Consider the following 11,600-nt stretch of genomic DNA (forward strand, 5'->3'; position numbering starts at 1 on the left):
GGGGTGCACCCCGCAGTATGAACAGATCCGTTAGGGCATCGATCACATCGACCGAGTTCAGCTTGCGCTTCACTTTAATCGCCAGGCACTCTCGGCTGTGCTCATCAAGGATATTCAGCGCCCGGAAGTGTCAACGGCGGCGTAAAAATATGGGCGAAGACCCCCAGATTTTCTGAATAAAATCAATGTTAGGAATGCAGCGTTATGCGCGTCCCTACATCACGGTTTAGCAAGTTCCTTTGCCGAACAGACCTGCGAATGAAGTCGGATGAACAGCTTTATCTGACTGGTCCCTTGAAATTCTGGACTGATCATTCCACATCTATGCCATGAACAAAGAAACCCTTCCAATTGCCGACATCAAGTCGCCCGCAGGCCCGGGTAGGCCTCGTGCCTTTGACGAAGCCGATGCTTTGGAAAAAGCCTTGTGCGTATTTTGGCACAAGGGCTACGAGGCCGCGTCGGTGGACGATCTGACCAAGGCCATGGGTTTGAGCCGTTCCAGCTTCTATGGAACCTTCGGAAACAAGCAGGCATTGTTTCGCAAAGCCCTCAGCCACTATTCAAGACGTGGTTTGAAAGCTTTGCGCGACCTCGCGGACGCGGGCGGAAATGACCCCGTCGGCGCGATAATGGAAGCCTTGGCGAATCCGCAAGGAGGTCGTGACGGCTGCATGCTGATCAACTGCCTTACCGAGCTTGCCCCGCATGATGATGAAGTGGCCGATCTCGGACGCCACCATTTGGAGAGCATTGACAAAATTATTGCGGAAGCGCTTGAGCCTTCAGATCCGAGTCTGGCGCTCGACAGGGCGCGCGCCTATGCCTCCCTTGCCATTGGCACGCTAGCCTTGCGTAAGGCGGGCGTTCCCGCTGAGCAGATATCGCAAACCCTGAAACAAGCCCGGTTGGTGATTTCGCCATAAGGTCTCCCGCCACCATAACGAAATGAAACCTAACACAAACTCAAACAAGAGACAGTGAGCGCAATATTGGACTAGTTGGTCCAATAATATCTGAACGAAGTTTACCAAAGAAGGAAGCAGCAATGGCTGATGAAAAACTGTTCTCTGGCATCAAAGCTGGTGCAATCGAGCTGAAGAACCGAATTGTAATGGCGCCACTGACCCGTAACCGGGCAAGAGCTGAGGATGACAGTGTCCATGAATTGCAGGCCGAGTACTACGCGCAGAGGGCAGCTGCTGGTCTGATCATCACGGAAGCATCGCAAATCTCGCCCCAAGGCAAAGGCTATGCCTGGACGCCCGGCATTTATTCCAAAGCGCAAATCGACGGCTGGAAAAAAGTGACTGAGGCCGTCCATGCCAAAGACGGGAAGATCGTGATCCAGCTTTGGCATGTGGGTCGGATTTCGCATTACAGCTTGCAGGAGGGTGGTGAAGCCCCTGTTGCGCCATCCGCAATTGGCGCTAAGGCCAAGACGTTTGATGGTGAGCAGTTTGTTGAAACTTCTGAACCGCGGGCTCTGGCCATCGAAGAAATTGCTGACATTGTTGCGGACTACCGGAGGGCTGCGGAAAACGCCAAGGAGGCTGGTTTCGACGGTGTAGAGGTCCATGCAGCCAACGGATACCTTATCGATCAGTTCCTGCGCGACGGGTCGAACAAGCGTGAAGACGAATACGGTGGTCCTGTTGAGAATAGAGCGCGATTCTTGAAAGAGGTGATGGACGCTGTTGTCGGCGTGTGGGGTGCCGACCGCGTCGGTGTCCGCCTCAGCCCGTTCTCGGACGCTAACAACATTTCCGACAGCGACCCACAGGCGACGTTCTCGCATGCGATCAAATTGTTGAATAGCTATGGGTTGGCCTATCTCCATCTCGTAGAAGGGCAGACCGGCGGCCCGCGCGATATTCCTGAAGGTGGTGACCTAAAGGCGCTCTATGAACTGTTTGACGGAGTGAAAATGGGCAACAACGCTTATGACCGAGACATGGCGATTGAAGCAGTTGAGACCGGCGCCGTCGACCTGGTGGCCTTTGGTCGGCCGTTTATTTCCAACCCGGATCTTGTCAACCGGCTGGAGAAAGACGCCGCACTGAATGAGCTCGATCCAACCACTCTCTACGGCGGCAATGAAAAAGGGTATACCGATTATCCGGCACTGGAAGAGGAAGCGGTCGCTGCAGAGTGATACATCGCTCTTAACCCCTTAGCGACGGGCTATACCAAGCAAAGTGAGCGCGCCGGGTTGGACGCGCTCACCCAGCAACTACGGAGATCTCTATTCTTAAGGCGAGGGCCTGTCACAAACCTGCAAATGAACTGCTGCCATATGATCAGGGTTGAATGTATCCAATCAGGATGCATCCTTGATTGAGGGGCGCCCGGTTTTAGTTGAGGAAGATGTGCGGTGACTACAATCAATTGAACGCGTTTCTCGAGCCGAGCAGTGTCGCAAGTAAATCGTGCAAAACAATTCAGTCTTTTGGCGTAGTCTTTGCGGTTACGGCCCCTTGCGTTGCTGAATCCCGCAAAGGTCCTCCTTAGGTACCTTGGGTTCTATGCGGCCTTTCTTGCTTGGACTTTCGCAAATGTCTCCGATGCGCAGAAAGCGGGCTGTGCAAAGTCGTCCGGATTCGCCAATTCTTGCAATCTGCAATGGCGTTCAACGCTGTAAAGCCTTCGGACCAAGACCAATCATTCGAGTTCAACGTCGCATTGTACCTCTGAATGTGACATCAAGGATTGACCCTAGAACACTTTGCATCGGCTGCGATACGACGTGTTTGATCAGTATCTAGTCAGAGTATCAAGTATCGCTTGCCGCGTTGCGTCATCATTGTGGAAGATCCTGCCGGCGAGAAACTCCGATGGAAACTGAGGCCACGTTTTGCGCATTTCAGTGACCAGTCGTTGTGCTTCTTGCGAATGTCCCAGCTGATCCTGCGCAACGGCCTGGAATAGGAGCGACGGAGCACTTACGGGCGCACCGGCAGCGGGCGCGCCTTGAAATGCTTCGACAACCTTTTCGTAATTCCCGAGCATAAGCTGCGATACACCCCAAATATTACGTGCGCCAAAGCGGCCCGATCCTGACCTTAGTCTTTCGGGATTGCTAACCTCGGCAGCAAGTTCCGGTGCGTTAGCCAGGATGGCTGTGATGCCGACAAGATCCAGGATATGACCATCATTCGGAGCAAGTTCGACGGACATTCTTGCATATTTCTTAGCCTCGACTGGATTATTTTGGGCAGCCAATACCCAACCATTTGCGCCGTTTGCCCAGGCATCTGTCGGAGACAGATCAAGCGCCCTTCCCGACATCTCCGAAGCCTTGCTGATGAGGTCATCTCTTTGCGCTGTGTCCGGGGCCAAAATAGCCAAAGTCGCCAGAACTTGTGCCGATCCGGCGTAGCCATCGGAAAGTGCCGGGTCCAACTCTGTGGCATGCTGGAACATTCCCAATGCTATTTGCTGTCGTTTGACATCGAAAACAGGAAAAAACATGCCTCTGGCTTGATCCGCAAGGTTAGCCGCCTGAAGTCTCGTCAAGGACTGCTCACCAAGCGCTGCTCTTTCAGCCTGCCCTAGGGATTGGGTTGGGGGCAAAACCACATTGCTATCTTGAGCCAGCCAAAAGCCAATTCCAGCAATCAGTACAAGGCCACCCAGTCCAAACGGCAGCATTTTTTTCAAACGCGGATGTTCGGCAGGCACATCGCTACTCGGTACCTCTGAAGTGTCGTCTGCTGTCATATTTTTTTGCGAAAACCGTGGCTTGTATCCACCCGGATCAACAAAAATGCGAACCCCTTTGCCGTTCCATTGATCTTCATAAAACTCATGAAGCAGTCGACGCAGCCGTCTGGCTTCAACGCGAACGAGATTTCGGCCACCGGTGCCATCAATACTTCGACCGTAAACTTCGACTGCGATTGCTTTGCCACGGATTTGGGCGCCGCGACCAGCGAGAGTTTCTTCGACCACGTAAGTAATAAATTGCTGGAGTCGCGGCGAAGCCTGGAACGCGACGCTTGAAACAACGCTCTGAAGTGCCTGTCGGACAAGCTCCGGCGATGGCGGTGCAATATCTGGATCTATCGGCAATTCATTAGCTTGGTTCAAAGCAAACTCACCCCCAACTCACGGTGACTCACTTGGCCTGCATCGTCAACCGCACTCATCTTGATCTGAGAATAGATAGTGGGAACCATGGATAATCCAGTGACTTGGGAACTGAGTGACGAGCTTCCAGAGCTTACCGATGCGCTCTCAGGGTTTAACGAAACGGATGCGTTGCTCAGCGAGGCAATCGAAGACCTGAAGAAAGTATCGGCACTGTTGGATGACACATCAATACCAGCCCCAGAGCGCGCGGAATGGACCCACATCAAATCTGAGCTGATCAACGAGCTTCGCCGGATGGTGAAGCGAAGCCTTCGCAACACTTCTAACTGAGGACTGGTCCATGACTAAGGAAGACACTGGGAAAGACCTGGACAACAAACAGGGGCAACCAACAGAGCAAATCGAAGACCCGTCGCGGCGGAGTGTTCTAAAGGGCTTGGCCACTGGAGCGGCCGCGACAGGGGCAGCTGGGTTTGCGGCAGGAAGTGCCGAGGCCCACGAAGGAGACGGCCCCCTGGGAGAAACACTCAAGAACCCATATGGCGGTCGACCCGCAGGCGGCATATCATTGCCAGAGTACTTCCGCCCGACGAAGTACATGACCGGTTCAAACGCGAACTATTTTCCACTGAGTGAGGAGTTGGGGCCAGATGAGATGCGCATCTCATTCTGTGGTTCAACACCGTATCCACCGCGCGAAGATCAGGCGGGTACTTGTATCATGGTGGAGTTGGGGAATGGAAAGCGGTTCTTTTTCGATTTTGGATCCGGTTGTGTCCGCAACATCATTGCCATGCAAGTACCTGGGCAACTGATCAACGACATCTTCATCTCTCACCTGCATGTCGACCACTACGCCGATATTCCCTATATTTACCCATTCCGTGCCTGGTCGGGTGGTTACACACCGCTGCGCATTCACGGTCCCTCTGGTCGGACACCCGAGCTTGGCACAGCCGGAATGGTCAAAGGCATGCAACAGATGCTCAAATGGCATCTGGAGGCCTTTGATGTGTTCCCGATTGGGGACGGCTACGAGATCGAGGTCAACGAATTCGATTTCCGTCAGGAAGGCGGCATCGTTTATGACGAAGATGGCGTGACTGTTCGGTCCTGGCCACGAAGCCACGCCAAGGACGGTGCGGTTGGCTATCGGCTCGATTGGAACGGGCTGAGCTTTGTATGGACCGGCGATGGTCGCCCGGATGAGCTTTCACGAAAATACGGCGAAGGTGTTGATGTCTTTGTAACCGAAATGTCGGGACAGGATATTGGTCAGCTGATGACCTACAAATATGGTATCCCACAGGATCTCTTTAACTACACCATCGATACGCATCACACCTCCCACTATGCCGTGGGTAAGCTCTTTGCTGACACAAGGCCGCGTTTGGGAATGGTGACACACTATACCCAGGACGAAGACATCGACGCTGAAATGCTGGCTGGTATTCGCGCTCATTACGACGGTCTGTTCCAATGGGGTCTCGATGTAGCCGTTGTGAACGTGACCAAGGATGCAATCTGGTACAGGAAAGCTGCACTACCCGGAAAATCCGGTACCGTTCCGCCATTCCGCGAACTGGCTGCGGCAGCTGAGGCCGGACGTATTGAGCTTCCGGATGAAATCACACTACCGAACCCGAGGCTCACCCGAGCAGATCAGCAAGATCAGAAGTACAGAGATATGGAGATTGATCCACGCGAGTACTACCCAACTGACGTTTTCCGAGCACCCGGCGGGGACTGGCCGCAGGACTTTACCATCAAAGTTTCGGATGTAATCGGCACGCGTGATGAAGACTGAAAGGAGATCGAACGATGATTGAATTTGGTTCGACTTCTGCGATCCCCGTGACGATCCTTACCGGCTTTCTAGGAGCCGGTAAGACAACACTTTTGAACCGCATCCTGACAGGCAATCACGGGTTGCGGGTTGCGGTTCTGGTAAATGACTTTGGATCCATCAATGTCGATGCCGATCTTGTAGTCGGCCTCGAAGATGATGTGATGAGCCTGGCTAATGGTTGCGTTTGTTGCTCGATACGAGATGACCTGATCGAAACGGTGGAAGCCGTACTTGCCCGGCCTGAGAAGCCGGAATACATCGTCCTTGAGGCAAGTGGTGTGTCAGACCCGTCGTCAATCGCGATGACATTTACCGATCAGAAGTTTCGGGACATGATCCGCTTGGACAGCCTAATGTGTCTTGTCGATGCGGAACAGCTATTTGCTGCGCCGGAACAAATGGAACTGAAGCTCCGTCAAATCGCGTTCTCGGACATGGTTATTTTAAACAAGGTCGATCTCGTCGACAGGGCAGCTGTTCAGAAGGTGCACGATTGGCTTGGGTCTCGCTTCCGTCGATATCGCCTGGTCGAAGCTGTCAATGCCGACGTCCCACTGGATATACTCCTTTCCGTTGGTCGCTTTGCCGCCGAACAGCTCGAAACAGCGATACCCGATCATCACGAACATGGACCAGATTGTGGTTGCCGCCACTCTGATCACTCGGACAGTTTCTCAACAACCATGATGAAAGCTGAACGCCCGATAAGCCTATCTTCTCTCCGGAACGCAATTCGGAAGCTTCCGGGCGATGTCTATCGCCTCAAGGGTTTTGTTTTTAGCGAGGAAGACCCGGATCATCGCATTCTCGTTCAGGTCGTTGGAAAACGTATGGACATCGCAAGGGATGGGGCATGGGGCCACCGAAAACGCGAAACAAGGCTTGTTGCAATAGGTGCACCGGGTGCCCTGTCAGAATACGAGTTTTCCGATGCGTTGTTGGCGACCGCATAGCGGCAAGTTCGACCAAACTTGCTTGCGTGTGATTCTTAAATTCTAACTCGTAACCGCTCGAAAACCCGCAGCGCCAAGGACCAAATAAGGAGAAACACCTGATTGCTGAAACAGATTGGGAAATTGGTTCAAGCGATCACATGACCCGCACCTGCCACTGCGTTTGTATTATCGGGCACGGCTGTATGCGCGCAGGACGTCTCAGGTCCAGAACTTGACGATGCAGCCCCGGAACCCGGATTGCCGAGTACAGCCGGAGGACAAGATGCCGAGTTGTTTTCTGCTTTCCACGGGCCCGAGGCGTTACCTCGGGTCGCAAATCTCCTTTTCTGGGGTTCTAGGGGCAAAGACAGGATGCCTATATTTTTCAACCGAGGAAAATCTGGAAGCCATGCAGCGGGTGACGTCAGTGTTTTAACAAAGTCAGGCGAGGTCGGAACAATGCACTGCGCGTCAGTGTTGCACGCCAATGTTCCCGGTGAATTGCGTGCGGCGCTTCTCATCAGGGACTTTGGGAACGATTCCGACGATCCACCAGTGGCAGTCGAAGTTATTGGCCACCTGCATTTCATCGAGGGCACACTTGATCTCCGAGGCGCGATTGTAGCCGTAACTTCGAAAGCAATTATTGGCTGAACCACGATAGGCAAAAGGCATTAATCTGATCCAAGACACCCGCCGAGGCGTATTTATCAAGTACCTCTTAACAAGGAGAAAAGAATGCTTCCACCCAGCATTATAGCTGCGACCCTTGGATTTTTCGCAGCGACTTCGCTTCAAGCTGGTGTTCAAATTCGCTTCGTAGAGGGCGCACCAAAGGATCGTTTTGTTCTGACAAATGTTGGAACGTGCGACGTCGCAGCCTCGACCGTAAAAATTGACTTGTCGCAATCTGCCGGACGCTTGATTTTCGACGTTACCGAAAAAGGCGCGGGCGTGGAGGTTTTTCAACCTCTCGAATTCGTTGAAGGTGCTGATGCACTGCGTCAGTTTCCTTCGGTCGTCGACGGGCAAAATACAATTGAACTTGAGATCACCTCCCTCGCGGCAGGGGAACAACTCGCTTTTACCATCGATGTAGATGACACCATTGGGCAACGCGAAATCACTGTTTCTGGGTCGGAGATCGAGGGCGCCATGGTGTCATATACTGCCTCGGATGAGACCAATACTGCGACCTTCTCTTCCGAAGCGCTCGTCAATGTGATGACCAAGGATTGCTGAGAGCTGCCCGACAATGTCGAACTGGTTGATCCGCATAGCATTTCTTGCGCTCATGCTCGGAGGCGGCATCCTGATCGGGATACTAACCGCACCCGGTGATTGGTATGCGCAACTTTCTAAACCTGCTTTCAATCCACCAAATTGGATTTTTGGCCCGGTTTGGACGGCGCTTTATGTATTGATCGCGATGGCGGGCTGGCGCCAGTTCGAAGCTGACCGGAGCTCGGCCGCCATGAAGTTGTGGTGGGCGCAGATGGGGCTGAACTTTTTGTGGTCACCAACCTTTTTCGTACTGCAAATACCGTGGGTTGCCTTTGTGGTCATTGTTGCGTTGCTGGCTGTCATCTTCGTGTTCATCGTTCGGGTGAGGAACTCGGATCCAGTCTCCGCGCTGGCCTTCCTGCCGTATTGTGCATGGGTCGCATTTGCCACGGCGCTTAATCTTTCTATTGCGATACTGAACTGAGAAGGAACAACATGCGTGCCAACTTCTTTGGGCTTTTTTCGGGGCTTGTTATGCTCGGATCTACAATGGCACAGGCTGATGAAAACCTTGCTGAGGACTTTTCCAAGTCTCCGGAGACGCGTTGGGACTATGTTGCGGACACAGTCATGGGAGGCGTCTCTTCAGGGCAAGTGCAGTTTCGTTCGGAAGGTGATGTCGCATTCGCACGTCTGACCGGAACCGTCAGTACAAAAAACAACGGTGGCTTCATCCAGTTCCGACGCAAGTTGCCTGATCGGCCCGATGTTGGCGTATCGGGCGTAAGGCTGTTGGTCCGGGGTAACGGCGAGCAATATTTTGTTCACCTCAGGACACGTGGCACCGTGCTTCCTTGGCAATACTATCAGGCCGAGTTTCCAACTTCAGAAGACTGGACCGAAGTCTCATTGCCTTTGTCAGCCTTCAAGGCTTCAGGTGCCATGTTGCGCGCTATTCCCGTCGCTGACGAAATCACCTCGGTTGGAGTTGTAGCCTATGGGCGCGATCACGAGGCCCGTGTGGATGTCAGCGAGATTGGGTTTTACTGAAGGTCGCCCGGGCGATGGTCCGAAATACGTCTGGGCGTCCCCCTTTCGGTGTAGCCACGCCCCCCAAAAAGGGCGACACGCCATCAGATTATTTGTCAAAAAGACCTAAAGCTGCGACCCAATTGGCAAAATACTCAGGAAACCGGAAACTATGTGATCCCAGGCTGATCCAGTCGGCTCGGATTCATATTCAAGGACGTTGCCATCATCATCTCTTGTCGTCCATCTAAGCTGGCCAGCTTGCTCGAGTGTGACGTGATATGTGTATGCGGGCAGCGCGTCGTCCAAGGCACCCATCGTCTGTGCAGTCAATGCTGGCGAGTCAATCAGAATTCCCATCTCGGTGTTGATGTTGACGGACCGGGGGTCCCAGTTGAACGACCCTACGAACAAGTATCGGTCATCAACCGCAAATGCCTTGGAGTGTAGGCCTGATCGCGATTGAGCCCAGTTAATCCCGCGGCGTTGAACTTGATAGGCGTCGGGTCGCAGTTCGTAGAGTTCTACTCCACCGCGTAAAAGTGCTCGGCGTTTTTTAGCGTAGTGTGCGTAAACGGGTGCGACGTCGTTAGATGCAAGTGAATTGGTTACGACCTTTACGTCGACCCCGCGCCTCTCGAGTTCGGTCAACCATTTCACACCGTTGTTGCGCGGCACAAAATAGGCGGACACGATATTCACCTCACTGCGGGCATTTTCAAAATACGGAAGCAATTGAGATGCCAGAACGGGGTCTGAACTATCCAGACCCGCCGCTTTTGAAGGTGGATCAGAATATAGTTTCGCAGGCAGCCAATCCAGTGACAGGGCTCCATCTGCGAAGTTCTCTTGTGCTGACTTTCTGAGGGCGGCGCCGTACTGCGTTTGCTTCGCTTCTTCGACCAGTTCCTTCAACCTGCCTCGCGCATCGCTAAGGTCAAATTCTTCGGGTTCCCCAACGACCGCACGCGCCGGAACTGCGAACTCGCTGTTCCAGTAAGAGTCAAAGCTACGCGACACCTCGCGCACAACGGGGCCTGCGGCCAGCACATCCAGATCAGCGTAGTTCATTTCTTGCCGTGCCAGAAAGTACTCGGCACCGATGTTTCTTCCACCCACAATCGTGAACACATTGTCTGCCGTCATGGACTTGTTGTGCATTCTTCGATTGATGCGTTTGAAATCTGTGATACCTGCAATCAAAAGGCTCTGATCTCGCCAAAATGGATTGAATAGCCTGATCTCAATATTTTTGTGATTGTCCAACGCGGCCGTCATCGCGTCATAGCTGGACGTGTCCATGTCATCCAGCAACAATCGGACACGAACACCCCGATCTGCTGCCTGCAAAAGACTGGCTGCAAAAAGGTGACCTGTCGGGTCGTTGTGCAGAAGGTAGTATTGCGCGTCTATCGTTCGCTCGGCAGCAGCCGCCAACAGCAGCCGTGAAACAAGCGCTTCTTCTCCATCACTGATCAGCTTGATGCCTGACCGACCGTCTTTGGGGTCCCCAAGGCGATTGGCCGCCTGGCCCAGAGCCGTGCCCGAATTCGCCGGCAGCGCAGCCGATGCTGTCTTTTCATATGTACGGGATTTTGGAGCGCAAGCGACAAGAAACAGCGCGCAACAAACCCCAATCACGAACTTCCATTGCGCCATAGGTTTCCTCCAACCGTATGCCCTAAGTGACTACGCCGGACCATGCGATGGCAAGTTTGTTCTATGACGCCTGAGGTTGTTTCGTTTGTCAGTGTTGATTTCGCATACCAGCAATGGCGGAATTGTCAGTCTGATGCTGGGCGACGGTTTCGGAGTTCCGCAGCCGCCGCCGAACTCTGCGCAAAGCTCAGTGTAGGAAGGGTATGAAATGCATAACACGATTGAGATGTAAGTTCACGCACGGCGCTCAGAAGGGAAAAGTGACCTGAAAATCAGCATCGGAATAGCGACTGGCGAAGTCGTCGCGGGCTATGCCGGTACGGATAATTGGGCGACGTATACTTGTATCGGATCGACCGTAAACCTTGCTGCTTACCTTGGGACAGAGACGCACAAAACCGGAAGCCTTTAATTGATTGATCAAGAAATCTTCGATCTGTCGGTGGGGGCAAATGTGTTGGACACATTTGGTGGAACCATGATCAAGGGTTTCTCCGATCTATTCGGCATCCATGCGCTATGACCAATCGAGCGACCTCAAAAAATGGCTGAAATACTTGAAGTATTCGACGCAGTTTATGAGGGCTTAGAGCGTAAAGCAGAACAGTCAGTAAGCTCAGACTATCGGTCAGGGGCGTACCAAATTGGCGAAGTGTATGCGCGTTCCTGCGCTGTCAATGGGACATTGTCTGGCATTTGTATTCCAAACTTAACGGCATCATACGCCGTCCAGCGGGGTGTCGGAATTTCGATCACTCGGGCATAATAAAATGCGCTTTCCGAAGGATCAAAATCTGGGTCTTCCCAGACGG

Annotated in this window: 12 protein-coding genes and 2 pseudogenes; 9 read left to right on the forward strand and 5 right to left on the reverse strand. The window is 53.1% G+C overall.

Annotation, left to right across the window (positions count from 1 at the left end; all coding sequences use genetic code 11):
• A pseudogene (locus tag GS614_RS21720) lies at positions 1-127 on the reverse strand (IS3 family transposase); the annotation flags it as partial.
• Between the two features lie 202 nt (positions 128-329).
• Between GS614_RS21720 and GS614_RS21725 the strand changes: the two are divergent.
• Together GS614_RS21725 and GS614_RS21730 are read left to right on the forward strand one after the other, a co-directional pair.
• Positions 330-926: a TetR/AcrR family transcriptional regulator gene (locus GS614_RS21725; RefSeq protein ID WP_171727308.1), complete on the forward strand. Its 597-nt coding sequence runs from the start codon at positions 330-332 to the stop codon at positions 924-926.
• 122 nt (positions 927-1,048) lie between these two features.
• Complete coding sequence (locus GS614_RS21730; protein ID WP_171120714.1) at positions 1,049-2,155, forward strand: alkene reductase; 1,107 nt, start codon at positions 1,049-1,051, stop codon at positions 2,153-2,155.
• A gap of 599 nt (positions 2,156-2,754) precedes the next feature.
• On the opposite strand, the gene GS614_RS21735 is transcribed toward GS614_RS21730, so the two are convergent.
• Positions 2,755-4,089 (reverse strand): hypothetical protein, encoded by a 1,335-nt coding sequence (locus tag GS614_RS21735; protein WP_171120712.1) that lies wholly within the window; start codon positions 4,087-4,089, stop codon positions 2,755-2,757.
• A gap of 99 nt (positions 4,090-4,188) precedes the next feature.
• Between GS614_RS21735 and GS614_RS21740 the strand changes: the two genes are divergently transcribed.
• Genes GS614_RS21740 through GS614_RS21750 form a run of 3 tightly spaced genes read left to right on the forward strand, consistent with a single transcriptional unit; the run spans position 4,189 to position 6,894 of the window.
• Positions 4,189-4,422 carry a hypothetical protein gene (locus GS614_RS21740; RefSeq protein ID WP_216601249.1) on the forward strand — a complete coding sequence of 78 codons (234 nt, stop codon included), beginning with the start codon at positions 4,189-4,191 and terminating at the stop codon, positions 4,420-4,422.
• Positions 4,423-4,432: 10 nt separating this feature from the next.
• Entirely contained in the window at positions 4,433-5,899 is a 1,467-nt protein-coding gene (gntH, locus tag GS614_RS21745; protein WP_216600366.1) for a guanitoxin biosynthesis MBL fold metallo-hydrolase GntH, read from the forward strand.
• Between the two features lie 14 nt (positions 5,900-5,913).
• On the forward strand, positions 5,914-6,894 hold the full coding sequence (locus GS614_RS21750; RefSeq protein ID WP_171727310.1) for a GTP-binding protein: 981 nt from the start codon (positions 5,914-5,916) through the stop codon (positions 6,892-6,894).
• A 453-nt stretch (positions 6,895-7,347) separates the two neighbouring features.
• Here the strand turns inward: GS614_RS21750 and GS614_RS21755 are convergent, their stop codons facing one another.
• The gene (locus GS614_RS21755) at positions 7,348-7,551 is read right to left on the reverse strand and encodes a hypothetical protein (protein ID WP_171727311.1); all 204 of its coding nucleotides are present in this window, start codon (positions 7,549-7,551) and stop codon (positions 7,348-7,350) included.
• Between the two features lie 63 nt (positions 7,552-7,614).
• Here GS614_RS21755 and GS614_RS21760 point away from each other — a divergent pair, with 63 nt between their 5' ends.
• From GS614_RS21760 to GS614_RS21770, 3 genes are read left to right on the forward strand one after another with little or no spacing between them, the layout of a single operon-like run.
• Complete coding sequence (locus GS614_RS21760; protein WP_171331632.1) at positions 7,615-8,118, forward strand: aggregation factor core; 504 nt, start codon at positions 7,615-7,617, stop codon at positions 8,116-8,118.
• A gap of 13 nt (positions 8,119-8,131) precedes the next feature.
• Positions 8,132-8,584 carry a TspO/MBR family protein gene (locus GS614_RS21765; RefSeq protein ID WP_171727312.1) on the forward strand — a complete coding sequence of 151 codons (453 nt, stop codon included), beginning with the start codon at positions 8,132-8,134 and terminating at the stop codon, positions 8,582-8,584.
• Between the two features lie 50 nt (positions 8,585-8,634).
• Positions 8,635-9,150 carry a CIA30 family protein gene (locus GS614_RS21770; protein ID WP_253285501.1) on the forward strand — a complete coding sequence of 172 codons (516 nt, stop codon included), beginning with the start codon at positions 8,635-8,637 and terminating at the stop codon, positions 9,148-9,150.
• A gap of 105 nt (positions 9,151-9,255) precedes the next feature.
• Here the strand turns inward: GS614_RS21770 and GS614_RS21775 are convergent, their stop codons facing one another.
• Entirely contained in the window at positions 9,256-10,788 is a 1,533-nt protein-coding gene (locus GS614_RS21775; RefSeq protein ID WP_171171723.1) for a phospholipase D family protein, read from the reverse strand.
• 259 nt (positions 10,789-11,047) lie between these two features.
• Between GS614_RS21775 and GS614_RS22550 the strand changes: the two are divergent.
• Positions 11,048-11,200 (forward strand): annotated as a pseudogene (locus GS614_RS22550) (adenylate/guanylate cyclase domain-containing protein); the annotation flags it as partial.
• Between the two features lie 209 nt (positions 11,201-11,409).
• Here GS614_RS22550 and GS614_RS21785 read toward each other — a convergent pair.
• Positions 11,410-11,600: DUF3604 domain-containing protein (locus GS614_RS21785; RefSeq protein WP_171727314.1), on the reverse strand; the 191-nt coding region annotated here is incomplete at its 5' end.

Origin of the sequence: Ruegeria sp. HKCCD6604 (assembly GCF_013110635.1) — a bacterium.
Taxonomy (GTDB): domain Bacteria; phylum Pseudomonadota; class Alphaproteobacteria; order Rhodobacterales; family Rhodobacteraceae; genus Ruegeria.